The sequence below is a fragment of the Mesorhizobium sp. CA16 genome (genome assembly GCF_020165175.1).
Taxonomy (GTDB): Bacteria; Pseudomonadota; Alphaproteobacteria; order Rhizobiales; family Rhizobiaceae; genus Mesorhizobium.
Genome location: NZ_JAIUHP010000010.1, coordinates 57,335 through 82,526, shown reverse-complemented (window position 1 = coordinate 82,526; position 25,192 = coordinate 57,335). Strand labels below are relative to the sequence as shown.

General features: G+C 65.4%; 20 protein-coding genes. 15 read left to right on the top strand and 5 right to left on the bottom strand.

Annotated elements, in window-relative coordinates:
- Window positions 1-187 precede the first annotated feature (187 nt).
- The 3 genes from LB525_RS15755 to LB525_RS15745 form a co-directional block, all read right to left on the bottom strand.
- Complete coding sequence (locus LB525_RS15755; protein WP_224545295.1) at window positions 188-934, bottom strand: MBL fold metallo-hydrolase; 747 nt, start codon at window positions 932-934, stop codon at window positions 188-190.
- Between the two features lie 14 nt (window positions 935-948).
- Window positions 949-2,115 carry a diphosphate--fructose-6-phosphate 1-phosphotransferase gene (locus tag LB525_RS15750; RefSeq protein WP_224545294.1) on the bottom strand — a complete coding sequence of 389 codons (1,167 nt, stop codon included), beginning with the start codon at window positions 2,113-2,115 and terminating at the stop codon, window positions 949-951.
- Between the two features lie 111 nt (window positions 2,116-2,226).
- The gene (locus LB525_RS15745; protein ID WP_224545401.1) at window positions 2,227-2,916 is read right to left on the bottom strand and encodes a L,D-transpeptidase; all 690 of its coding nucleotides are present in this window, start codon (window positions 2,914-2,916) and stop codon (window positions 2,227-2,229) included.
- Between the two features lie 304 nt (window positions 2,917-3,220).
- Here LB525_RS15745 and LB525_RS15740 point away from each other — a divergent pair, with 304 nt between their 5' ends.
- The 3 genes from LB525_RS15740 (at window position 3,221) to xylB (ending at window position 6,705) form a co-directional block, all read left to right on the top strand.
- Window positions 3,221-3,844: a LysE family translocator gene (locus LB525_RS15740; protein ID WP_140844649.1), complete on the top strand. Its 624-nt coding sequence runs from the start codon at window positions 3,221-3,223 to the stop codon at window positions 3,842-3,844.
- Window positions 3,845-3,848: 4 nt separating this feature from the next.
- Window positions 3,849-5,168, top strand: a complete 1,320-nt coding sequence (locus LB525_RS15735; protein WP_224545293.1) for a tetratricopeptide repeat protein — start codon at window positions 3,849-3,851, stop codon at window positions 5,166-5,168.
- 82 nt (window positions 5,169-5,250) lie between these two features.
- Window positions 5,251-6,705, top strand: a complete 1,455-nt coding sequence (xylB, locus tag LB525_RS15730) for a xylulokinase (RefSeq protein WP_224545292.1) — start codon at window positions 5,251-5,253, stop codon at window positions 6,703-6,705.
- Between the two features lie 194 nt (window positions 6,706-6,899).
- On the opposite strand, the gene LB525_RS15725 is transcribed toward xylB, so the two are convergent.
- Window positions 6,900-7,262 (bottom strand): nuclear transport factor 2 family protein, encoded by a 363-nt coding sequence (locus LB525_RS15725; protein WP_224545291.1) that lies wholly within the window; start codon window positions 7,260-7,262, stop codon window positions 6,900-6,902.
- 111 nt (window positions 7,263-7,373) lie between these two features.
- Between LB525_RS15725 and xylA the strand changes: the two genes are divergently transcribed.
- The 3 genes from xylA to LB525_RS15710 all read left to right on the top strand — a co-directional run bounded on the left by xylA (window position 7,374) and on the right by LB525_RS15710 (window position 9,895).
- Complete coding sequence (gene xylA / locus LB525_RS15720) at window positions 7,374-8,699, top strand: xylose isomerase (RefSeq protein WP_224545290.1); 1,326 nt, start codon at window positions 7,374-7,376, stop codon at window positions 8,697-8,699.
- A gap of 170 nt (window positions 8,700-8,869) precedes the next feature.
- Window positions 8,870-9,073 carry a hypothetical protein gene (locus LB525_RS15715; RefSeq protein ID WP_224531740.1) on the top strand — a complete coding sequence of 68 codons (204 nt, stop codon included), beginning with the start codon at window positions 8,870-8,872 and terminating at the stop codon, window positions 9,071-9,073.
- 60 nt (window positions 9,074-9,133) lie between these two features.
- Complete coding sequence (locus tag LB525_RS15710) at window positions 9,134-9,895, top strand: TIGR01458 family HAD-type hydrolase (protein ID WP_318012405.1); 762 nt, start codon at window positions 9,134-9,136, stop codon at window positions 9,893-9,895.
- On the opposite strand, the gene LB525_RS15705 is transcribed toward LB525_RS15710, so the two are convergent.
- Entirely contained in the window at window positions 9,876-10,856 is a 981-nt protein-coding gene (locus LB525_RS15705) for a GlxA family transcriptional regulator (RefSeq protein WP_224545288.1), read from the bottom strand. The genes LB525_RS15710 and LB525_RS15705 overlap by 20 nt on opposite strands.
- A 131-nt stretch (window positions 10,857-10,987) precedes the next feature.
- Here LB525_RS15705 and LB525_RS15700 point away from each other — a divergent pair, with 131 nt between their 5' ends.
- The 9 genes from LB525_RS15700 (at window position 10,988) to LB525_RS15660 (ending at window position 24,911) form a co-directional block, all read left to right on the top strand.
- A complete protein-coding gene (locus LB525_RS15700) occupies window positions 10,988-11,911 on the top strand; it encodes a 3-keto-5-aminohexanoate cleavage protein (protein WP_140831948.1) in 924 nt (307 codons plus the stop codon).
- Between the two features lie 14 nt (window positions 11,912-11,925).
- Complete coding sequence (locus LB525_RS15695) at window positions 11,926-12,552, top strand: HD domain-containing protein (protein ID WP_224545287.1); 627 nt, start codon at window positions 11,926-11,928, stop codon at window positions 12,550-12,552.
- Between the two features lie 5 nt (window positions 12,553-12,557).
- Window positions 12,558-13,661: a carnitine 3-dehydrogenase gene (locus LB525_RS15690; RefSeq protein ID WP_224545286.1), complete on the top strand. Its 1,104-nt coding sequence runs from the start codon at window positions 12,558-12,560 to the stop codon at window positions 13,659-13,661.
- Between the two features lie 4 nt (window positions 13,662-13,665).
- Window positions 13,666-14,829 (top strand): acyl-CoA dehydrogenase family protein, encoded by a 1,164-nt coding sequence (locus LB525_RS15685; RefSeq protein WP_224545285.1) that lies wholly within the window; start codon window positions 13,666-13,668, stop codon window positions 14,827-14,829.
- A gap of 64 nt (window positions 14,830-14,893) precedes the next feature.
- The gene (locus LB525_RS15680; protein WP_224545284.1) at window positions 14,894-16,972 is read left to right on the top strand and encodes an acetate--CoA ligase family protein; all 2,079 of its coding nucleotides are present in this window, start codon (window positions 14,894-14,896) and stop codon (window positions 16,970-16,972) included.
- Window positions 16,965-17,747, top strand: coding sequence for a carnitinyl-CoA dehydratase (locus tag LB525_RS15675; RefSeq protein WP_224545283.1), 783 nt, complete (start codon window positions 16,965-16,967; stop codon window positions 17,745-17,747). The genes LB525_RS15680 and LB525_RS15675 overlap by 8 nt, the downstream gene beginning before the upstream one ends.
- Window positions 17,748-17,794: 47 nt before the next feature.
- A complete protein-coding gene (locus LB525_RS15670) occupies window positions 17,795-18,727 on the top strand; it encodes an alpha/beta hydrolase (protein WP_224545400.1) in 933 nt (310 codons plus the stop codon).
- A gap of 365 nt (window positions 18,728-19,092) precedes the next feature.
- On the top strand, window positions 19,093-21,054 hold the full coding sequence (locus tag LB525_RS15665; RefSeq protein ID WP_224545282.1) for a hypothetical protein: 1,962 nt from the start codon (window positions 19,093-19,095) through the stop codon (window positions 21,052-21,054).
- Between the two features lie 11 nt (window positions 21,055-21,065).
- Window positions 21,066-24,911, top strand: coding sequence for a DUF11 domain-containing protein (locus LB525_RS15660; protein WP_224545281.1), 3,846 nt, complete (start codon window positions 21,066-21,068; stop codon window positions 24,909-24,911).
- The last annotated feature ends 281 nt before the right edge of the window (window positions 24,912-25,192 follow it).

Sequence of the window (25,192 nt, the reverse complement as noted above, 5' to 3'; positions counted from 1 at the left end):
TCGTTTCTGTCCGGGCGAGAGGTTGATCGGGCACCCCGGATGTGTCTCGAAGCACGCATCCGTTGGCGTGTCGGCGACCGGGATTGCCTGCCTCGCCTTGCATGGCAGCCGGCCGGATCGACAATCAGGATTTAGGGTGCGGAATGGCCTGAATCAGGGCCTTTGGATGACCTTACGAAGATTTAATTCAGAGAGCGCTTACGAACCGCTCTCTCCGACGCAGATAAGCGGAGGCGATCTCACGCATTCGCTGGCTGGTAAAACTCGGGCCATGGCCGCCATGGCCGATGCGGATCGGCAGGTCGAGCAGGCGCCGCATGGTGCGGCAATAGGCCGTGCGGTCCGAATCCGGCAGATCGTCGATCAGCATGCCGTCATAGATGGCATCGCCGGCGAGGAAGAGGCCATCGGCCTCGTCGAAAAGCGCGATCGAATCCGGCGAGTGTCCAGGCAGATGCAGCACACGGAATTTGCGGTCGCCGAGATCGACGATGTCGCCTTCGTCGAGCGCACGCGTCAGCGGTGCTGAGGGAATCCGGTAATCGGCCGCCTTCCAGTCCGGCGCCGGCAGTTTCGAGACGGCGCCGTCGAGATTGTGGAACATGTAAGCGTAGGTGACGGCATCATCCATGGCGTCGAACCGCGGCGCGCTCATCTTCGGGCCTAGGCGCAGCGGGAATTCATGCAGCGAGCCGACATGGTCGAGATGGATGTGCGTGGCGACGACGATGAGCGGCTTGCCGGGCGGCGTGTCGATCTCAGGCGCCAGCGGACGGATGCCCATGCCGGTATCGACCAGCAGATCCGCCTCGCGGCCCTTCAGATGCCACATATTGGCGCGCACGAAATCATGCACGAAAGGCTCGGTCAGCATCGTCGTGCCGGCATCGACTTTCGCCTTGCCGAACCAGTCGCCAACCTCAAGCTCGGGCATCGAGCCGCCGCCCATCAGATGAACGGCTTCCCGACCTTGTATTTTTCCGGCACCAGCCGCTTCAGGTAGGCCATGCCGGCTTCCGAAAGCTGGTTGGCGTCCGGCTTCATGAAATCGTCGGGCATGTGGCGGGTCTTGCCGGCCACCGCCTTCAGCGGCACCTTCTTCAACACCGTCTTCGACCCGTCATATTGCAGCGCGACCGAGCCGCCGCCTTCGCCTGCGACAGCAACCGCGAAAGCGCCGGCGTCGAAGGCTTCCTTGGCATCCACGGCGCTGATCGCGCCGACGTAACCGCGCGGCATGTAGCCCAGCGCGTCGACCCGCGCGCGCTTGCCGGGCAGGCCCTCGGCCAAGGCCCGTTCGAGCGCCGCCGGCAGGTCGCTGCCCGACAATTTGACATTGCCGTGCTGGTCGCGCTCGAGCTTGTCCGGCGGCACCAGGCTTTCGACGAGAGCCTTGCCGTCGGCGGTGCTGACGCCTTCAGAGACGGCGACGATGCAGCGCTTGTGGCGGTCCAGCTTTTCGCGCACCTCATCGATGAAGCGCTTCGCCGAGAACGCGCGCTCCGGCACATAGATCAGATGCGGGCCGCTGTCGGGATCGAGCTGCCAGGCGGCCGCGGCGGCGGTAAGGAAGCCGGCGTGCCGGCCCATGACGATGCCGACATAGATGCCGGGCAGCGCGCGGAAATCGAGGTCGACGGAGAGGAAGGCTCCGGCGACGAATTCGGCCGCCGAGATGAAGCCCGGCGTGTGGTCGTTCTCCTCAAGGTCGTTGTCGATGGTCTTCGGCGCATGCACGAAGGCGATCGAGCCGCCGGCGGCATCGGTCAGGATCTGCTGCGTGCCCGACGTGTCGTTGCCGCCAATATAGATGAAGGCGTCGGCGCCGGCCTTTTTCAGGCCGTTGAGGATGACCTCGCAATAGGCAGCGTCCGGCTTATCGCGGGTCGAGCCGAGGGCGGCGCTCGGCGTGCCGGCAATCAGCCGCAGCCTGTCCTCGGGGATGGCGGAGAGATCGACATAATTGCCGTCGCGGATGCCGCGCACGCCATGGAGCGAGCCCAACACCTTGGCGCCTGGATGACGCTTGCGGATTTCCAGCGTGGCGCCGACGACCGTCTGGTTGATGACGGCGGTCGGGCCGCCGCCCTGCGCGATGACGAAGGTTCCAGCCATGTTTTCTCTCCCGAGGCGAAGGTTTTCACGGCACCTTCGCCTGTCTTGCGGCATCGCGCAACGGAAGAAACGGGATCTCGAAATGGCGGCCAGACAGGTCGCCTGGAAAGATCAGACCACGACGACCGGGTTCTTCTTGGAAACGCGGCTGTAGAGGTCGATGATGTCCTGGTTGATCAGACGCACGCAGCCCGACGACATTGCCTGCCCGATGCTCCACCATTCGGGCGAGCCGTGGATGCGGTAGCCGGTGTCCTTGCCGTTCTGGTAGATATAGAGCGCCCGCGCCCCGAGCGGATTCGTGAGCCCGCCGGGCTGGCCGCCTTGCCATTTCACCAGTTCGGGCTTGCGCTGGATCATTTCCGGCGGCGGCGTCCACACCGGCCATTCGCGGCCGTACTGGATGTTGGCGCGGCCCGACCAGCGGAAGCCGTCCTTGCCGATGCCGACGCCGTAGCGGATGGCGTCGCCGCCCGGCTGGACGAGATAGAGCATGCGCTCCTGCAAGTGGACGACGATGGTGCCGGGCGCCTCGCCGGTCTTGTCGACGACGATCTGGCGGCGGAACTGCGGCTTGACCTTCTGCCACGGCACCTCCGGCACCTGGAAGCCGCCGTCGGTGAGCGAGGCATACATGACGTCCGGGCCGGTAATGTTCTTGTCGACGCTGATCGCCGGACGCATGGGAGGCACGGAACCGGTGACGGTGTTGTCGAGCTGCATTTGCGGCAGGTCGAGCGTGTCGGTGGTGCTGCAGCCGGCGAGGCCGAGCAGCGCCATGGCGCCCACGCCGGAAAGCATGGCGCGACGGGAAAGCTGAATTTCGATATCGATTGCGGCGCCGTTGGAAGGCGGCGTCAGACGTTGCGGCAACTCGCGCATGCACAAATCCTACGCTGCCGGCGGGGGTCCGGCCGGATCGCAGGCATTTTCGCCATTCATCGTTGAAAAAGGGTGAAAGAGCCCGTGCCGGGCTTAACCCTAACGGATCGTTATGGCGGTAGATGAGCCGCCGGCCTCGGCGCTGAAGATTTTTCCAACGGCCCCTTTACATTCTCCCCGGCCCCAGGATTTATCCTTTTCTTTGCGCTCAAGGAGCAGGGAAATGTCCTTCGAAAACTGGGCTGCCTTCGCCGCCGCCTCTTCCATTCTTCTCATCATTCCTGGCCCGACGATCCTCCTGGTCGTCTCCTATGCGCTTGGGCAAGGCTGGCGCACCGCGTTGCCGATGGCGGTGGGCGTGGCGCTGGGCGACTTCACCGCCATGACGCTGTCGATGCTCGGCATTGGCGCGCTGCTTGCGGCTTCAGCAACGGTGTTCACCATGCTCAAGGTGATCGGCGCCGGCTATCTCATCTATCTCGGCATAAAACTGTTCCGCGCCGGCGGCGCGCTGAAGGCCGAACCGCGCACCGACGCGGTCTCGGCGGCACGGATGATGGCGCATGCCTGGCTGGTGACGGCGCTGAACCCGAAGAGCATCACCTTCTTCGTCGCCTTCCTGCCGCAATTCCTCGACCGGCATGCCGACTTCTGGACGCAGATGCTGATCTTCGAGACGACCTTCCTGACTTTGGCCTTCGCCAATGCCTTCGGCTACGCGCTGGTCGCGTCCAGGGCCAGGGCGATCGTGCGCAACCCGAAGGCGATCCGCATCTTCAACCGCACCGGCGGCACGCTGCTGGTCGGCGCCGGCATCGCCACGGTGGCGATGCGGTCGGCCAACTGAAGCTATGAAGGACGCATTCGGTCTTACCTATTCCGGTGCGACCGAAGCCGGGTTTTCGTCCTACGCCCGCGCTGTGCATGAATTGCAATGCTTCATCGGCGATCCGGTCGGTTCTATCGACCGCGCCATCGCCGATGATCCGACCTTCGTCATGGCGCATGTTTTCAAGGGCTATCTGTTCGGCCTCGCCACCGAGCGGGACGCGATGGCTGTCGCGCGATCATGCCACATGGCGGCGCTGCCGCTCGCCGGCACCACGCGCGAACGGGCGCATGTCGCGGCGCTTGGGCATCTCGCCGATGGCCGCTGGTATGAAAGCGCACGCATCCTGGAGGATATCGCGATTGACACTCCGCGCGATGCGCTGGCGCTGCAGGTCGGGCATCAGATCGATTTCTTCACCGGCAATGCGCGCATGCTGCGCGACCGCATCGGCCGGGCGCTGCCGGCCTGGCAGAAAGGCATGCCGGGCTACCACGCCATTCTAGGCATGCAGGCGTTCGGGCTGGAGGAAATGGGCGATTATGGCCGTGCCGAATGCTTCGGCCGGCAGGCTGTGGAGATCGAGCCGCGCGACGGCTGGGCGCAGCATGCGGTCGCGCATGTCATGGAAATGCAAAGCCGGCAACGAGACGGCATCGCCTGGATGCGCGCCAATCCAGATGCATGGACCAAGGAGAGTTTTCTCCAGATCCACAATTGGTGGCATCTGGCGCTGTTCCATTACGATCTCGGCGAAACCGACGAGGTGCTCAAGCTCTATGACGGGCCGATCTATGGCGACCGCTCGACATTGGCGCTCAATATGGTCGATGCCTCGGCGATCCTGTGGCGCCTCGCTCTGGGCGGCGTCGATGTCGGCGACCGCTGGGCGGCGCTTGCCGCCAACTGGAGTCCAAAAGCCGCCGCCGGCAATTATGCCTTCAACGACGCGCATGCGATGATGGCCTTTGTCGGCGCAGGCCTGGAGGCGCCGGCCAAGACGCTGCTCGAAGCGCAACGCGAGGCGATGCGCGGCGAGGATGACAACGCCGCCTTCACGCGCGATGTCGGCCATCCGCTGACGCTTGCGATCAAGGCTTTCGGCGAAGGCAAATATGACGAGGCCGTGCGCCTGATCCGGCCGATCCGCTCGATCGCGCATCGTTTCGGCGGCAGCCATGCGCAGCGCGACGTGATCGACCTGACGCTGATCGAGGCCGCGTTGCGAGCCGGCGATGCGGCGCTCGCGCGGGCGCTGACGGCCGAACGGCGGCTCGCCCGGCCCGACAGCCCGCTGTCGGCGCTGTTCTCGCGTCGCGCGGCCGATTTGTCAGAGAATTGACCCGGAGCGGATCTTGTCCTAAAAACTGGCCAAGCCAGATTTTTTCGGGATCCGAAAAAATTAACGGCAGTGGGAGGAAATCATGTATCTCGGCCTCGACCTGGGCACTTCGGGCGTCAAGGCGCTGCTGATCGATGACAGTCAGAAAGTCATCGGCTCCGGCCATGGCTCGCTCGACGTTTCGCGGCCGCATCCGGGTTGGTCGGAGCAGGATCCGGCGCATTGGATCGAGGCCTGCGAGACGGCGATTGCCGAACTCAAGGCTTCCCATCCGAAGGAGCTCACCGCGGTCAAGGGCATCGGCCTTTCCGGCCAGATGCATGGCGCCACTTTGCTCGATGCCGCGGACAAGGTGCTGCGCCCGTGCATCCTGTGGAACGACACGCGCAGCTATGTCGAGGCGGCCGCGCTCGATGCCGATCCGCGCTTCCGCAGGCTCACCGGCAACATCGTCTTCCCGGGCTTCACCGCGCCGAAGCTTGCCTGGGTAAAGAACAACGAGCCGGCAATTTTTGCCAAGGTGGCGAAAGTGCTGCTGCCAAAGGATTACCTGCGGCTCTGGCTGACCGGCGAGCATATTTCCGAGATGTCGGATTCGGCCGGCACCTCGTGGCTGGATGTCGGGAAGCGGCGCTGGGCGCCCGAATTGCTGGCGGCGACATCGCTCGATGAAAGGCACATGCCCTCGCTGGTCGAAGGCACTGCCAAGGCCGGCGCCTTGCGCGGCGAGCTCGCGTCGAAATGGGGTATCGCGGCGGGAATTCCAATTGCCGGCGGCGCCGGGGACAATGCGGCCTCGGCCTGCGGCATGGGCACGGTCGGCGCCGGCCACGCCTTCGTGTCGCTCGGCACGTCGGGCGTGCTGTTCGCGGCGAACGCCTCCTATTTGCCCAATCCGGAAAGCGCAGTGCACACGTTCTGCCATGCGCTGCCCGACACCTGGCACCAGATGGGCGTGATCCTGTCGGCCACCGATTCGCTCAACTGGCTGTCGGAGATCACGGCAAAGAGTGCCGGCGACCTGACCGGCGAACTCGGCGATACGCTGAAGGCGCCGACGGGCGTTACCTTCCTGCCCTATCTCTCGGGCGAGCGCACGCCGCACAATGATTCCGCCATTCGGGGCTCCTTTACCGGGCTGGCGCATCAATCGAGCCGGGCCGTGCTGACGCAGGCCGTGCTCGAGGGCGTCGCTTTCGCCTTTCGCGACAGCCTCGAAGCGTTGAAGACGGCCGGCACGACGCTGAGCCGGGTGACCGCGATCGGCGGCGGCTCGCGCTCGCGCTACTGGCTGAAGGCGATCGCCACCGCGCTGCAGGTACCGGTCGATATTCCCGCCGACGGCGATTTCGGCGCGGCGTTTGGAGCAGCTCGGCTTGGGTTGATTGCCGCGACCGGCGCCGATCCGCTTGCCGTCTGCACCGCGCCGGCAACGGATGCGACGATCGAGCCGGATGCTGGGCTGGGTGGGGATTATGCAGATGCCTATCAGAGGTATCGTGCGCTCTACCCGGCGATAAGGGCGGTAACTGCGTGAGTATGCGCGAGGCCCCCATCTCTGCCCTGCCGGGCATCTCCCCCGCAAGGGGGGAGATTGACTGTTACGCCGGCTTTCGCCAATCGCCGGCGTTGCAAGGAGAGGCGAGGCCTCGAAGCTGCCAATCTCCCCCCCTGAGGGGGAGATGGCCGGCAGGCCAGAGAGGGGGGCCTCGCATCCCACCTCCCCAGTTATCACTGCGCCGGCACCTTGTCCAAAAACCCGGTGACACTCTTCAGCCGCCCATTCTCGATGACGCCGATGTCGGTGCCCTCGATGACGGATTCCGTGCCTTCCGGCCCAAGATTCCACGAGAAGCGGATGCGGTCGGCGAAACCATCCGGCTCACCCTTCAGCGAGAAGCGGAAGCCGGCGAAGCGCTGCTGGACGCCGTCTATCAGCGCGGCGATGCCGTCATGGCCGTCGCCCTGCATGACCGGATCGCGATAGCTGACATCCCTGGTGAAGGCGGCTTCGAGCAGCGCCTTGCGGCGCTGCGCATCGATCTCGTTCCAGGCGGCGATGTAATTGCGGGCGATCGTGTTGAGGTCGGTCATTGTCATGGTCCTTCGTTGGATCGTTTCGACATGATGCTTTTCGCCCGGCAAAAGAGTGAAACCAATTACGCCTGAGGTAATCGGGAAACCATCTCGGAGAGGAAGGAAACCATGAGCAGCGGATTTTTCGGCGACATCAAGACAATCAAATATGAAGGGCCGGATTCGACCAATCCGCTGGCCTACCGCTACTACAACCCCGATGAGGTGGTGGCCGGCAAACGGCTGGAAGACCATCTGCGCTTCGCCGTCGCCTACTGGCATTCCTTTGCATGGCCGGGCGGCGACCCGTTCGGTGGCCAGACCTTCGACCGGCCCTGGTTTGCCAAGCCGGGCGGCGTCGACACGATGGAACTGGCCAAGCTCAAGGCCGACGTCGCCTTCGAAATGTTCTCGTTGCTCGGCGCGCCCTATTTCTGCTTCCACGACGCCGACGTGCGCCCGGAAGGCAGGGATTTTTCGGAGAGCGCCGCGCGCCTCGACGAGATCACCGACTATTTCGCCGACAAGATGAAACAGACCGGCGTCAAGCTGCTCTGGGGCACGGCGAACCTCTTCTCGCATCGCCGCTTCATGTCCGGCGCGGCCACCAATCCCGATCCGGATGTGTTCGCCTATGCGGCGGCGACGGTGAAGAGCTGCATCGACGTTACCAAGAAGCTCAAGGGCGAGAACTATGTGCTGTGGGGCGGCCGCGAGGGCTATGAGACCTTGCTCAACACCGACCTTGCCCGCGAGCAGGAGCAGGCCGGCCGCTTCCTCAACCTCGTCGTCGATTACAAGCACAAGATCGGTTTCACGGGCACGATCCTGATCGAGCCGAAGCCGCAGGAGCCGACAAAGCACCAGTACGACTATGACGTCGCGACCGTCTACGGCTTCCTCAAGCGCTTCGGGCTGGAGAAGGAAGTAAAGCTCAACATCGAGCAGGGCCACGCGATCCTGGCCGGCCATTCCTTCGAGCATGAGCTGGCTTTGGCGAATGCGCTCGGAATCTTCGGTTCGATCGACATGAACCGCAACGACTACCAGTCGGGCTGGGACACCGACCAGTTCCCCAACAACGTGCCGGAAATGGCGCTAGCCTATTACCAGGTGCTGCAAGGCGGCGGCTTCAAGACCGGCGGCACCAATTTCGACGCCAAGCTCAGGCGCCAGTCGCTCGACCCGGACGACCTCCTGATCGGCCATATCGGCGGCATGGATGCCTGCGCACGCGGCCTCAAGGCGGCGGCCAAGATGATCGAGGACAAGGCGCTGTCCGGCCCGCTCGCCGAGCGCTATGCCGGCTGGAACACCGCCGAAGGCAAGGCGATGCTTTCGGGCGAGCGCACGCTGGAGGAGATCGCCGAGCGCGTCTTGAAGGAGAAGATCGAGCCGCAGCCGCGCTCCGGCCGGCAGGAACTGCTGGAGAACATCGTCAACCGCTACGTCTGATCGCTCAGGCGGAATGCCGAGCGTATAGCATTCGCGCGGGGCAGAACTTCACGACAAGGTTTTGCCCCGAGCCGCCCCTCAATCGCCCCGCTCTTGCCTTCAAACAGCCGTCACGGAACTCGTATAAACGTGGCTCCTGTGGCGGGTGAAGAAGAAGGAGGCGAACCGATATGCAGCACGAACGCGAGATCGACGCCCTGCTTTCGTCCGGTGAAACCGGATCGATCATCGACCGGCTGATGGCCTTGCCCCATTCGAAAGAGGGCGGTCGCAAGACAAATGAATGGGACCGCGCGGTCGCCGCGCGGTTGGAAACGGCGCTGGCCAAGAGCATGCGTACGCGCATCGTCGGCGAAGGCCGCGACGCCGCCTGACAATTCCCGTGATTTGACGAAAAGAGGTGGCTTCTCCATCCTGCACCGATGATACGCGCGGTGCTGCTTGACCTTGTGGGTGTCGTCTATGATGGCGATACCCCGATCGCAGGAGCCGTGACCGCGGTCGGGCGTTTGCGCAAGGCCGGCCTGCCGCTCCGCTTTGTCAGTAACACGACACGCTCGCCGCGCAGCAAGATCGTCGCGCAACTTGCCGCCATGGGCATCGAAGTTGCGGATGAAGAATTGCTGACGCCGGCGCGCGCTGCGATCGAATGGTTGCGCAGGCATGGCCGCGAGCCGCATCTGCTCATCCATCCCGATCTCGAAGCAGAGTTTTCGGGCCTGGAGGGAGGAAGCGGCAAGGCGGTTGTCGTGGGCGATGCCGGCGAGGCGTTCGGCTACGCCAGTCTCAACCGTGCTTTCCGCGCGTTATCCACCGGCGCCGATTTTGTGGCTTTGGCCAACAACCGCACCTTCAAGGATGCGGATGGCCAACTCAGCCTCGACGCCGGCGCCTTCGTCGCGGCCCTCGAATTCGCCAGTGGCCGAAGCCCTGTCGTGCTCGGCAAGCCGTCGGCGGATTTCTTCCGTTCGGCGCTCGCCGATTTGAACTGCCCTGCGGCCGATGCGGTCATGGTCGGCGACGACGCGGAGAGCGATGTCGCCGGCGCGCTCAGCGCCGGTCTTGGCGCGGCGCTGCTCGTACGGACCGGCAAGTACCGACCCAAGGACGAGACGCGATACGATCCGGCTCCGACGGCAGTGGTCGATGACCTCGCCGCCGCAACAGACTGGATTCTCAACCGCGCCGCAGCCTGACCGGCGCCTCGCCGAAAGCTTTTGAAAACGCCCTGGAAAATGCCGCGGCGGAGGAAAAGCCCGTACGCCCGGCGATGTCCGCCATGGCGATGCGCGTATCGACCACGAGCCGCCGGGCGGCGCTGAGGCGCAGCCTCAGATAATAGGCGCCGGGCGTCTCGCCGATCGATTTGCGAAAAATGCTTTCCAGCGTTCTTGCCGTGACGCCGGCGCGTTTTGCCACGGCGCCGATGGTGAGCGGCTGGTCGACATGCGCTTCCATCAGCCGGATCGCCTGGGCAAGCCGCGGATCATAGCCGTCGAGCCGGCCAAGCGAGACCAGCGGCTGCGCGTCGGTCGCGGCGCGCGCCTGATCGTAGATGAAGACGCTCGCCACATCGAGCGCGGCGGCCATGCCGAGTCTCGTGCGGATGAGATGCAGCATCAGGTCGAAGGTCGGCGAGGCGCCGCCGGAGGTGAAGACCGGCCCGTCGATGACATAGCGGTCCGGCCGCACATCGACGCCCGGGAATGCGGTCGAGAAATCCTCCATGTCTTCCCAATGCGTGGTGGCGCTGCGGCCCTCGAGCAGGCCGGCGCGCGCCACCAGCCAGGTGCCCGCCTCGACGCCGCCACAGGCGCGGGCAGCGCGCGCTGCCCTGCGCAGGCCCGCGAGCAATGCCGAGGTGGCGTAGTTCTGCGTGCCGAAGCCCGCGACGACGACCAGCATGTCGGTGGCCTCGGCCGCGTCGAAGCGGCCGCTGACGGCCACGGGGAGGCCGCATGTCGTCACCGGCGCCTCGCCGGTGACCGAGACCAGCTTGAAATCGAACAGCGTCTCGCCTGAGATGCGGTTGGCTGCGCGCAGCGGGTCGACCGCCGAAGCCACGCACATGATCGAGGACCCCGAGAACACGAGGAGCGTAACCTTGAGCCTTTCGCGCTCGGACCGAAAGATGGTCGGCTTTTCGCTTTTGATCATGAGAGCTTCGTAAAACGCAAAACAGTTTCCGGCAAGTCGGGCATTCTTGCTGAATTGCCGTGCATGCCGTGCCGCTATCGGCTCCCGCTTCTGGGTGGCATGCATGGCCGATCGAATCTGGGAGGATCAAGATGCCGCTTGCGATGAACCGCGAGGTCTTTATTACCTGTGCCGTGACCGGCTCTGGCGGCACGCAGGACCGCAGCCCGCATGTGCCGCGCTCGCCCAAGCAGATCGCCGATTCGGCGATCGACGCCGCCAAGGCGGGTGCGGCGATCGTCCATTGCCATGTGCGCGACCCCGAGACCGGCAAGCCGAGGCGCGACGTGCATCTCTACCGCGAGGTGACCGAGCGCATCCGCGAAGCGAACGTCGACGTGGTGCTGAACCTCACCGCCGGCATGGGTGGCGACATGGTGTTCGGCTCGCCGGAAGCGCCTTTGCCGCTCAACGAGAAGGGCACCGACATGGGAGGCGCCACCAACCGCATGGAGCATGTGCGCCAGTGCCTGCCGGAGATCTGCACGCTGGATTGCGGCACGATGAATTTCGCCGAGGCCGACTATGTCATGACCAACACGCCGGGCATGCTGCGCGCCATGGGCGGCATGATGACGGCGCTGGGCGTGAAGCCCGAGATCGAGGCCTTCGATACCGGACATCTGTGGTTCGCCAAGCAACTGGTCGAGGAAAAGGTGCTCGACCCGGATGCGCTGGTGCAGCTCTGCATGGGCGTGCCATGGGGCGCGCCGGACGACCTCAACACCTTCATGGCGATGGTCAACAACGTGCCCTCGACCTGGAACTGGTCGGCCTTCTCGATCGGCCGCAACCAGATGGCCTATGCGGCGGCGGCCGTGCTTGCCGGCGGCAATGTCCGCGTCGGCCTGGAAGACAATCTGTGGCTCGACAAGGGTGTGCTGGCGACCAATGCGCAGCTCGTCGAGCGCGCGGCCAGCATCGTCACCAATCTCGGCGCGCGCGTTCTTGGACCCGAGGAAGTGCGCAAGAAGCTCAACCTGACCAAGCGGGCGCCGATCGCGGCCGCGGCGTAAGGCGGGCGCGGGCCATGGCTGATACCGTCAAGTTCACTGCGATGAAGGACGGCGACAAGGAAGACTATGAATTCCTGACCGCCCATGAGATCGACTACGCCGCCAAGACCGGCGACCGGCTGCTCGACGCGCTCGTGCAGCTCGATGAGGGTCTGTCGGGCTACAAGATCACCCGGCTCGGCCATTCGCTGCAGGCGGCGACGCGCGCCTGGCGCGACGGCGCCGATACGGACTGGATCGTCTGCGCGCTGCTGCACGACATCGGCGACATCTACGCGCCCTACAACCACGACGAATATGCGGCTGCGATCCTGAAACCCTTCGTGCGCGAGCAATGCACCTGGGTGGTGGAAAAGCACGGCGACTTCCAGCGCCTCTATTACGCGCATCACCTGGGCGGCAACCGGCATGCCCGGGACCGCTTCGCCGGCCACCTCTATTTCGATGACTGCGACCAGTTCTGCGAGCGCTGGGACCAGTCGAGCTTCGATCCCGACTACGAGACGCTGCCGGTCGAGTTCTTCCGGCCCTTCGTGCTCGAGGTCTTCGCCCGAAAGGCCTACGATCCGGCGGTGATCCGCGCCGGCGAGCGCGTGGCCCTCACAGATCCCGAAACAGCCAAGACGAGAACCGGAGCCTGACAAGCATGAGCATCATCAACAAGGCGGCCGCTATCGGCGGCGGTGTCATCGGCGCCGGCTGGGTGGCGCGGCTGCTCCTGAACGGCATCGACGTGTCGATCTTCGATCCGGATCCGGAAGCCTCGCGCAAGGTGGGCGAAGTGATGAAGGGCGCGCGCCGCGCCTACAAGCAGATGCTGCCCGGCGGCCTGCCCAAGGAAGGCAAGCTCACCTTCGCCAAGACCATCGCCGAGGCGGTTGCCGACGCCGACTTCATCCAGGAAAGCGTGCCGGAGCGGCTCGACCTCAAGCACAAGGTGCTGGCCGAGATCGACCAGCATGCGCCCGCCAACGCCATTGTCGGCTCCTCGACCTCCGGCATCAAGCCGACCGACATGCAGGTGGCGATGAAGAAGCATCCGGAGCGGCTGGTCGTCGGCCATCCGTTTAACCCCGTCTACCTCTTGCCGCTGGTCGAGATCGTCGGTGGCGAGCAGACCTTCCCCGAGGCGATCGAGGTGGCCAAGGAGCTCTACGCCTCGATCGGCATGAAGCCGGTGGTGGTGCGCAAGGAGATCGAGGCCTTCGTCGGCGACCGCCTGCTCGAGGCCGCATGGCGCGAGGCGCTGTGGCTGGTCAAGGACGGCATTTGCACCGTCGAGGAACTCGACGACATCATGCGCTATTCCTTCGGCTTGCGCTGGGCGCAGATGGGCATGTTCCAGGTCTATCGTGTCGCCGGCGGCGAGGCCGGCATGCGCCACTTCATGGCGCAGTTCGGACCTTGCCTGAAATGGCCGTGGACCAAGCTGATGGACGTGCCCGAGTTCAACGACGAGCTGGTCGACCTGATCGCCACGCAGTCGGATGAGCAGGCGCATGGTCTGTCGATCCGCGAGCTGGAGAGGATCCGCGACGACAATCTCGTCGCGATCATGGAAGCGCTGTCGAAGCAGAACAAGGGCAAGGGCTGGGGTGCCGGCGCGCTGCATAAGGACTATACCAGGCAGCTCGCCAAGCTGGCGGCGAAGGAGACCTCTATCAAGGCTCCCGCAAAGGCCAAACCGGCGAAGAAAGCCGCGAAGCCGGCAAAGGCCGACAAGGCGAAGAAGAGCAAGAAGAAGGGCTGAGGCGATGCATTTCGGTCTTTCGGAAGAACAGAAGCTCATCGTCGAAACGACGCGCGCCTTCGTCGAGAACGAACTCTATCCGCATGAGCGCGAGGTGGAGCGCACAGGCGTGCTGCGCCGCGAACTGATCGACGAATTGAAGGCGAAGGCGATCGAGGCCGGGCTTTATGCCGCCAACATGCCGGCCGATGTCGGCGGCGCCGGCTTGGACACGGTGAGCTGGCTGCTCTACGAGAAGGAGCTTGGCCGCGCCAATTACGCGCTGCACTGGACCTGCGTGGCGCGTCCGTCCAACATCCTGCTTGCCGGCACGCCGGAGCAGCGCGAGAAATACCTCTTTCCCTGCATCCGCGGCGAGAAGTCGGACTGCCTGGCGATGACGGAGCCCGGCGCCGGCTCCGACCTGCGCGGCATGAAGGCGACCGCGGTGCAGGACGGCTCGGACTGGGTGCTCAACGGCACCAAGCACTTTATCTCGCATGCCGACATCGCCGACTTCGCAATTTGTTTCATGGCCTCGGGCGAGGAGGAGACTTTGCGCGGCAAGCGCAAGAAGATCACCGCCTTCTTCGTCGACAAGGGCACCAAAGGCTTCACGGTGCGCGACGGCTATCGCAATGTCTCGCACCGGGGCTACACCAATTCGATCCTCGAATTCGACGACTGCCGGCTGCCGGCCTCTCAGGTGCTCGGCGAAGTGCACAAGGGCTTCGACGTCGCGAATTCATGGCTCGGCGCCACGCGCCTGCAGGTCGGCGCCACCTGCCTCGGTCGCGCCGAGCGCGCGCTCTCGCATGCCATCGAATATGCCGCGCAGCGCCAGCAGTTCGGCCAGCAGATCGGCAAGTTCCAGGGCGTCTCGTTCAAGCTCGCCGACATGGCGACGGAATTGAAGGCCGCGGACCTGATGGTCTTCGAAGCCGGCTGGAAGTACGATCAGGGCACCGTCACCGATCAGGACATGGCGATGGCCAAGCTGAAGGCCACCGAAATGCTGGCCTTCGTCGCAGACGAGGCCATCCAGATCCATGGCGGCATGGGACTTATGGACGACCTGCCGCTGGAGCGCATCTGGCGCGATGCCCGCGTCGAGCGCATCTGGGAAGGCACGTCGGAGATTCAGCGACATATTATTTCGCGGGCGCTGCTGCGTCCGTTCGGAGCTTAGAGCATGATGCGCCAAGGCTCGGATCCGGCCTTGGACAAGATCGCGCTCAAACGAAAAGATGGCCATGCATAAACTCGAACGTCTCTTGCGCCCAAAATCGATCGCCGTGTTCGGCGGGGCGCAGGCCGCCGCCGTCGTGGCGCAGTCGATCAAGATGGGCTTTGCCGGCGACATTTGGCCGGTGCATCCGACCAAGGATGAGGTCGCCGGCCGCAAGGCCTACCGCTCCGTCTCCGACCTGCCCGGAGCGCCGGACGCCGCATTCGTCGGCGTCAACCGGCATCTCACCATCGAGGTGATCAAGGCGCTGGCCGAACGCGGCGCCGGCGGCGCCGTCTGTTTCGCCGCCGGCTTCCTCGAGACCGAAGCCTATGACGAGGACGGCGAGCGGCTGCAGGCCGAACTCGTCGCGGCCGCCGGCCAGATGCCGATCATCGGGCCGAACTGCTACGGCCTGATCAACTATGCCGACGGCGCGCTGCTTTGGCCCGACCAGCATGGCGGCATCCGCCTCGCCGAGGGCGGCAAGGGCGTCGCCATCATCACCCAGTCGTCCAACATCGCCATCAACATGACGATGCAGAAGCGCGGCCTGCCGATCGCCTTCCTGATGACGGCCGGCAACCAAGCGCAGACCGGCCTTTCGGAAATGGCATTGGGCCTGATCGAGGACGAGCGCGTCACCTCGCTTGGCCTGCATATCGAGGCCTTCGACTCGGTCGCCGGCTTCGAGAAGCTGGCGGCACGAGCGCGCGAATTGAAGAAGCCGATCATCGCCATGAAGGTCGGCCGCTCGGAGCAGGCAAGGCAGGCGACGGTGTCGCACACCGCCTCGCTGGCCGGCTCCGACGCCGCCTCCGGCGCCTTCCTGAAGCGTCTCGGCATCGCGCGCGTCGATTCCATTCCCGCCTTCATCGAGGCGCTGAAGCTGCTGCACATCACCGGACCATTGCCCGGCTACAGGCTCTCGTCGATGAGTTGCTCGGGCGGCGAGGCTTCCGTGATGGCCGACAGCGCCGAGGGGCGCTGGGTGCATTTTCCGGCCCTGACGGCCGAGCACCGCGCGCATGTCAAATCGACGCTCGGACCGCTGGTCGCGGTCGCCAATCCGCTCGATTACCACACCTTCATCTGGAACAACGAGCCGGCGATGACGGCCACTTTCACCGCCATGGTGTCGGGCGGCTTCGACTTGAACATGCTGGTGCTCGACTTCCCGCGCCCGGACCGCTGTTCCGACGTCGACTGGTGGGCGACGCTGCGCGCCTTCGAGGCGGCGCTGAAAACCAACAAGGCGCAGGGCGCGATCGTCTCCTCGCTGCCGGAAAACTTGCCGGAGGAATACACCGCCGGGCTGATGGCGCGCGGCATGGTGCCGCTGTTCGGCATCTCGGAGGCCATGGACGCCGCCCAGGCCGCCGCCTTCATCGGCTGGGCCTGGCATGAGCCGCAGGCGCAGCCGGTCGACACCACCGCGGCAGGCACGTCCGAAGCCAAACGCGTGACGCCGGACGAGGCCGAGGCCAAGGAAAGGCTGATCAACGCCGGCCTGCCGGTGCCGAAGGGCGAGCGCGCCTCCAATGCGGTCGAGGCGGTGATTTCCTCGATGAGCTTGGGTTTCCCGGTGGCTCTGAAGGCTCTCGGCGTCACGCACAAATCGGAAGTCGGCGCCGTCAGGCTGAACCTCAAGGACGCCGAATCCGTCAGCGCCGCCGCGCATGACCTTTTGCCGCTCGGCACGGGACTCTACGCCGAGCGCATGGTGCGCGACGGCGTCGCCGAGCTGATCGTCGGCTTCACCCGCGACCCGATGTTCGGCGTGGTGATGACGCTCGGCACCGGCGGCGTGCTGGTCGAGCTGTTGCGCGACAGCGTGACCCTGATGCTGCCGGCGACGCGCGACGACATCGAGGCGGCATTGCGTGGATTGAAGCTCTATCCTCTCCTCGAAGGCTATCGCGGCCGGCCGCGGGCCGACGTCGACGCCGCCATCGACGCCATCGCCGGCATTGCCGACTTCGTGCAGAAGAACGAGGGCGAGATCGAGGAACTCGACATCAACCCGCTGATCGTGTGCGCCGAAGGCAAGGGCGCCTGGATCGCGGACGCCCTGCTGGTGCTTGGAGAGAAGAAGAATGGCTGAAATCATCACCACCCGCCGCGAAGGCGCTGTCCTCGAGGTCACGCTCGACCGGCCGAAGGCCAACGCCATCGACCTCAAGACGTCGCGGCTTATGGGCGAGACCTTCAAGGCGTTCCGCGACGATCCGGAGCTGCGCGTCGCCATCGTCAAGACGGCGGGCGACAAGTTCTTCAGCGCCGGCTGGGACCTGAAGGCGGCCGCCGCCGGCGATGCGGTCGACGGCGACTACGGCGTCGGCGGCTTTGCCGGACTGCAGGAGCTGCGCGACCTCAACAAGCCGGTGATCGCCTGCGTCAACGGCATGGCGGTGGGCGGCGGCTTCGAGCTGGCGCTGTCCTGCGACCTCATCTACGCCTCGGATCATTCCTCCTTCGCGCTGCCGGAGATCCGCGCCGGCACGCTGGCCGACGCTGCGACCATCAAGCTGCCGAAGCGCATCCCCTATCACATCGCCATGGACCTTCTGTTCACCGGCCGCTGGATGGATGTCGCCGAGGCGCATCGCTGGGGCCTGGTCAACGAGGTGCTGCCCAAGGACAAGCTCGAGGAGCGCGTCTGGGAGATCGCAAGATTGCTCGCCAGCGGCCCACCACTGGTCTTCGCCGCAATCAAGGAGACGGCGCGGGTGGCCGAGGCGCTGACCTTCCAGGACGCGATGAACAAAGTGACGCGCCGGCAGCTGCCGACGGTCGATAAGCTCTACGGGTCGGAAGACAATATGGAAGGGTTCCGGGCTTTCGCGGAGAAGCGCGAGCCGGTTTGGAAGGGCAAGTGATTCTGCGGAAATGACGGAGCGAGGCCTTGGCTACCTGTTCCGCACCCATGACCGACTACAAAACCCTCATCGACGCAGAAACCTGGGCCTTCATCGAGAAGACCAACTCTTACTATCCGCCGAACACGATCGACTACACGATCGAAGAGCAGCGCGCGATCTATGACCGGATGTGCCGGGAGTTCTTTGCCGGCTATCCGCAGGGCGTGACCGCCTTGACGACAGGCATCGCCGACGGCATCCCGATCCGCATCTATCGCAACGCGGAGCCGAACGACGCTGCGATGGTGCTCTACCTTCATGGCGGCGGCTTTATCCTGGGCGGGCTGGAGAGCCATGACGATGTCTGCGCCGAGCTTTGCGCCCGCACCGGTTACGAGGTGGTCTCGGTCGACTACCGGCTGGTGCCGGAGCATCTGCATCCGGCCGCCTTCGACGACGCCATGGACGCGTTCGAATGGGCCGCCAAGACCTATGACTGCCCTGTCGTGCTTTGCGGCGACAGCGCCGGCGGCAATCTCTGCGCGGCGGTAGCGCATGCGACGCGCGGCCATGAAAAGAAGCCGGCCGGCCAGATGCTGATCTATCCCGGGCTCGGCGGCGACCATTCGCGCGGCTCCTACGTCACCCATGCCGAGGCCCCGATGCTGACCGTGCGCGATCTCCACTTCTACAAGCATATCCGCACCGCCGGCGTCGACCAGACCGGCGACATCACGCTCTATCCGCTGGCCGACGCCGATTTCGCCTATTTGCCGCCGACGGTGCTGATCACCGCCGAGTGCGACCCGCTGTCGTCCGACGGCGAAGCCTATCGCGACCGCATCATCGCGGCCGGCGGGCGCGCCGCCTGGTTCGAGGAGCCGGGCCTGGTGCATGGCTACCTCAGAGGCCGCCACATGATCGGCCGGGCACGGACGAGCTTCACCCGCATCGTCGAGGCGGTATCGGCGCTCGGCCGGGGCGACTGGATCTGGTAACGCCCCTGGCGACCGCAAACACTTTCCACCCCGCTATCCTCCCATGAACCTTTCCATGCCGGCCAGCGACTGACGGCCAGGCGCCGCAATGGCGCGGCCCGGAAAGGAAAGCCGCCATGACCAGAAACCCAGAGACTTCGCGGTCTCCGGGAACAACGGGAATCCAGCGCGATCACCCCCTTCGGGAAGGGGTCGACGCGCTGGGCTTCCGGCTGATTCCGTTGACCCTGCCCAGCAGCCGGCGTATCGTCACAAAGAGGAAAACAGACAATTCGAACGGGGAAGAACGTGCCGCAACGCCGCGCCTTGCCCTGGTTGGCGCGGTAGAGGCGGACGTTCCTTCCAGCGGCTTCGGGGGGAGTTCAATGTCTGGCGTTCGCGGCTCGTTCCTGCGTTCCCGTGGCCGCCGTTTGCGCCGCGCAATCGCAACAAGCGGCGGAATTCTGGCTTTGGCGCTGTCCGCCGGCTTGTGGCTCGGCGCGGCGAAGGCGCAGGAAACCCAGATCATCTATCCCGGTTCGATGGCGGTCACCGGCTTTCCGGGCACCACCATTCCCGATTTCGATCAGGGTCTGCCCCCCGGCGTCGACCCGGTCGACGAGACCTTCATCGATACGTCCCGCGCATCCTTGCGCATTTTCGACGTCTCGCATCTCGGCGGGCCCGCTTCCGGCCAACTCGTCAACACGCGGCCGCCCTTCGAGGTGACGGCCGGGCAGATCGGCGAGGTGTTCGGCCTCGCCTATGACGATGGCGTGCGCGACGGCGTGCCCTCAGGCGTTCCTAACCTCTACGCGGCTGCGACCTCGCTGCATGGCATCGAGATCGTCACGCCGGGCGCCGACCATGACGGCAGGCCGGAACGGCAGCGCCGCGGCACCGCGGGCGCCACCTTCATGGACGGCCAGTTCGGCACCGAGAATGGCGGCGGTCCAGGCACGATCTGGAAGATCGACGGCGTCACCGGCGCGGTCTCGAAATTCGCCGACATCGACACCAACAGCGGCCCCGGCATCGGCAACCTCGCCTTCGATGCTACCCATCGCCAGTTCTTCGCTTCGGATCTCGATACCGGGCTGATTCACCGCATCGATATCGAGGGCAATCTGATCGACAGCTTCGACCATGGCGTCGCCGGGCGCCCCGCGCATAGGCTCGCCCCTGTCCCCGACGACGGCGCCCTGATGGACATCCAGGCTGCCGCTTTCGATAGCGAGGACCCCGAGACCTGGGGCTACACGCAGGATGCGCGCCGGGTCTGGGCCGTCGCCTATCATGGCGGCCGGCTCTACTATTCCGTCGGCGAGAAGGCCGAAATCTGGTCGGTCGGCATCGCGAGCGACGGAGGCTTTGCCGGCGGTCCGCGCTGGGAACTGACGGTCAAGGCGGACCAGGACTATGCCGTCACCGACATCGCCTTCGACAATAAGGGCTTCATGTATCTCGCCCAGCGCGGCCCGGTCGAGAACCGCTACGATTACAGCCGCTTCGCCGATTCCGGCAAAGGCGAGCTGATACGCTACTGGCGCGAGGATCCGGACGATCCGGCAACGGAATCGGCCTGGGTCGAGGTGCCGCAGGAATATGCCGTCGGCTTCCCGCAAGGCAACCGCCAGTCGGCCGGCGGCGTCGACCTGCAATATCGCTATGACGCCGACGGCAATCTCGACACTTCCGTTTGCACCGACACCGTCGTCAACACCGGCGACAAGTTGCGCGACAATCCCGAACTTGCCGAGCGCCTCGCCACCGGCGGGCCGCTTGCCGCGCATGGCGTCCAGCTGACGCCCAGCGCGCTGGTCAAGCCGGCGAACGTTCCGCCCTTCGGCTCATGGTTCGTCGACTTCGACGGCTATTTCGAAGACCCGGACGTCCAGGGCCATGTCGGCGACGTAAGGGTCTGGCGCCCCTGTGAGGGCCGCGCCGGCTACTATGAGGAAATCCCCGGCGGCGGCTACCTGCCTCCGTTCTATCCGCCGGACTTCCCGCCGCCCGGCAACCTGCCGCCCTGCGTGGATGTCGAGGACGTGCATTACTACTGCACGCCACGCGGTCTGCGGGCCGAACTCTATCTCCATGACCATGCCGGCTTTGGCGGCGATTCGATCAAGGCGCAGTCCAGGACGCCCGGCGTCGGGGTATCAACCCTCATGTCGCATGTTCCGGGCAAGCCCTACACGGTCGACATCACCGGCCACGATCCTGGCGACACCGTCAATGTCGGGCTCTGCTTCTACCGCAAGTCCGACCAGGACAAGGGTGGCTACTATCCTTGCTGCAAGATGACGCTGCCGCTCAGAACGCCAGCCGTCAGCTGCGAACGTTGAGGGAGGGACAGATGACAAATCTCGCCCTTTCCCGCTCCGTCTCGAGCTGTTCGAAAACCGTCATGGAGACGATCATGAAACCCCTGTCATATGCCAGGCGCGGCGCGCGCTGGCTGATGGCGGCCGGTATCGCGGTCGCCATGATGCCGACACTGCCGGCGTTTGCCCAAGACCAGGCTCCGGCCAAGACCAATCAGGCCGCCAATCCGGCCTCACGCGGCATCAATGCGGAACTCGCGCGGATCGTGCCCTTCTTCACCAAGAAAGGCGGGCAGAAAAGCTGCGATTCCGTCGAGTACGTCCTGAGCTTCGGCATCCATGGCGACCCGCAGGACTTCGACCGGCCAAGCGTGGCCGCCCTGCTCAAAGCGACAAGGCTCGATTTCAAGGACCAGCTGCCGCACGGCCTGCAGGTCGTCAACGTCGATGTCACCGGCGACGGCACCAGCGCCTCCGGCGGAGCGCTGCCCGCTGCTTCAATCGGCACGTCGGACAGCCCGAACGACACGGCCAGCGTTTCCAACTTCCGCATCAGCGCTGCCAACCTCGATGGCGCGGGTGCTGCGAACGAACGCGTCATCACCTTCCGCATCACCGCCAGGATAGACCATGCGACCTTTCCCGTGCCGACGACGGTCGACAACCAGGGTGAGATCGAGGTGGCCTTCAGGGGCGGTTCGGCAACAACGATCCACTCGCAGGATCCGGACAAGCCCGACGACGGCGATTTCCTGACCGGCGTGAAGACCTCGATCAAGATCGACCTGATCAAGTGCAACCCGCCGCCGCCACCTCCCGGCAAGGAATGTTTCAAAGTCGAGCGCGGCACGGTCGATTGCGTGCCAGGCGGCGGCGCCTTCATCTATCATATGCCGGTCGGCCCGGAGATGGGCGACAAACGGGTGCAGGTGTCGACGACGGCGCCCGGCGTCAGCATCGTTCCCGACATGCAGAAGGTGCCGATCGGCGGCGGCGTGCTGAACTGGAAGATTATCGGCGCTTCGCCCGGCGAGACCATCCACCTCGTCGTCACCGGCATCGAGACCTATGCCGGGCCGAAGGAAGGCTGGGGGCTCTGCTGCACGCAGGTGATAGACATCGTCGTCCCGCGTGACCTCAGATGCCCGCCCAAGGACAAGGAGCCGGACCTCAAGGTCGAAAAACATGCGGACGTGCCGCGTTGCACGATGGCCGGCGGCTGCGACTTCACCATCACCGTCACCAATGTCGGCGACGCGCCCTATAACGGCAAGATCGTGCTCGACGAGGTGACGCTGCCGGCAGGCTCAGTGCTGACCTCCGGGCCGAACGCGCCCTGGGTCTGCGCGCCCGGCACGACGCCGATGACCTGCACCTATCCGGCGACTACGCTCAACGCCGGCGCCTCCGTCAACCTCAAGCTCGGCTTCAAGCCGGCGGGCGGCTGGCAAGGCGGCGTGCTGCGCAACTGCGCCGCCTATGACTACCAGGCCAGCGGCAAGCCGCTGTTCGGCAGCCAGCAGAACGACCGCGGCTGCGCCTCGATCCCGATCTGCCGCCGTGGCGATCGCGATCCGCAGTGCAATCCGCCGGTCGAGAAGAAGGTCGACCTGATCCTGAAGAAGCGCGCCCGTACCCCGGTCTGCACGCCGGACGGCGCCTGCACTTTCGTGATCGACATCATCAACAACGGCACCGGCACCTATAACGGGGCGCTGACGGTGATCGACACCTACCCCGGCGGCGCGCCCACCTCGTCGACCTTCGGGCCGAGCCCGCCATGGGCCTGCGGACCGAACGGCCCCGGACAGTTCCGCTGCGACAATGCCGGCATCTCGCTGCCTCCGGGCGCCTCGACGCCGATCGTCGTCAGAGCGGTGATGCCGACGAACTACCGGCCGGACACGGTGGAGAACTGCGCCGAGGTGAAGGGCATTGCCGGCGAGGTCGACCTTGCCAACAACAAGGCCTGCGCCACCGAGCGCATCCGCCACCCGAATGGCGGCCAGCCTGGCCTGCGCATCACCAAGACCTGCGATGGCTCGCTTGCCGGTGCCGCGGTTTCCTGCCGCATCACCGTCACCAATGCCGGCACCGCGGCCCCGACCGGCCCGGTGCGGGTCAACGATGCCGCCACGCTGGTGTCGGGCGGAGCGCCTGTGCAAATCCAGAGCGTCACTCCTGACGGTGCGGACTGGGCTTGCGGACCGGTGCCTGCCAGCACGCTGTCGTGCCAGATTCCCGGCGCCGCGATGACGCCCGGAACCAGCCGGCACTTCGACGTGACGGTGAGCGGCAATGGCGCGTTCGAGAATTGCGCGCGCGGCTCCTACGGGCCGGCGCCGGGTGACGACATTGTCTACCCGATCGGCCAGGCCTGCGCGAAGGGCGGCGGCGGCTCGATCATCCGCGTCGAGAAGACCGGCGATGCCGAATGCCGGCCGGGAGAACCATGCTCGTTCGAGATCACCATCACGAACGATGGGCCTACCCCCTTCTCCGGCCCGGTTCGCATCGGCGATGCGATCGGCATCGACGGCATCGGCAGGCTGGAAGGCGTCCGGATCACCGCGATCGACCCGCCCTTCGGCTGCTCGCCGGAGCCGGCGACGCTGCCGGCGTCCTGCATCGCCAACCTGGCGCTCGGCGCCGGCGAAAGCCGCAAGCACCATGTCACCGTGACGCTTCCCGACGACAGGCGGCTTGCCGATCTCAAGGGCACGGTCAGCGGGCAGAATTGCGTCGGCGTGCTCTCGCCGAATACGCCGGTGCAAAGCGGCGGCGACGTGCTGTCGCGCACGCCGAGCGGCATGCAGGGCGATCGCGGCAAGGCCTATGCGTGCCATCCTTTCACCGTCAGCCGAGAGGTTAAGAACCAGTGCTTATATGGAATGGTGCTGAACTCGGCCGGCCGTTGTGTCTGTCCGGAAGGCACCATCTTCCGTGACGGCCAATGCTCGTCCGGCGGCGGCAAGCTTCTGCCGCTGCCTGTGCCGCAGCGTTGCGTCCTGCTGCAGGGCCAGATCCGCACCGAGGACGGACGCTGCGTCTGCCCGCGCGGCACGGAACTGGAAAACGGCAGATGCGTGCGGGGCGAAGAGCCGCAGGAGCCGCAATGCAAGCTGCGTCCCGGCCAGTACCGCGACCAGAGCGGCAATTGTGTCTGCCGCCGCGGCGAGCTGGTGAACGGCGTGTGCCAGGTCGTCCCGCCGAAATGCACGATCCGTGGCGCAGTGCTGACGACGGACGGCTGCCTCTGCCCGAAAGGCACGCATCTCGACCGTGCCGCCAAGGCTTGCGTGCCTGACAGGGAGCCGCCCGCCCAGTGCCGTATCCGCGGCCAGTCCCGCAACGCCGACGGCGATTGCGTCTGCCCGAGTGGCATGGAGGTGCGCGGCGGCGCCTGCCGGCCGATCGTGTCGAAGCAGTGCCCGGTCCGCGGCCAGCTGCGCGACGCCAACGGCAACTGCGCCTGCCCGGACGGCCTGGTGGTGCGGGGCAAGGCCTGCCAGCGACCGAGGCCGAGCCAGGAGCAGTGCGCCATCCGCGGCCAGGTCCACAACAAGCGGGGTGACTGCGTCTGCCCGCGCGGGACCGAAATCCGCAACGGCGCCTGCCGCAAGGCGTCGGTGGAATGCGCACCGGGTGCGGAGTTCATCGACGGACAGTGCCAGCCGGTTTTCACCCGGCGGCGCTGCCCGGCCGGAACGGCCGGACAGTATCCGGATTGCTACCCGATCCGCAGGCAGCCGGACATCGAGATCAACCCCGGCATCCTGCTCAACCCGAATGTGCTGCAGCAACTGGTGCCGCAGCGCCAGCCGCGCCGCATGCTGCAGGATCCGGCGGGCGCCAACATCCAGAACTTCAAGCCGTAATCGTGCGGCTGAAGATCGAGACCCGCCGGAGCGATCCGGCGGGTTTTCTCTTCCACATCGAAGAAAGCTCTACGGCAGGCGGGCCAGTGCGCCCGTCGAAAACATGCCCCCCCTTTGGCCGGATCATGGTCGAGGGCGTTTCACCGTTTCACGAAAACGGTGAACGCCCTATCTCTTTGTTTTCACGCAATTCCGGACGGAAAAGCGCTCGCACTTTTCCTGGAATTGCTCTAGGCAATCGCCCTGACAGGCGCGACCACGCGCACAGGAACGCCGGGAGA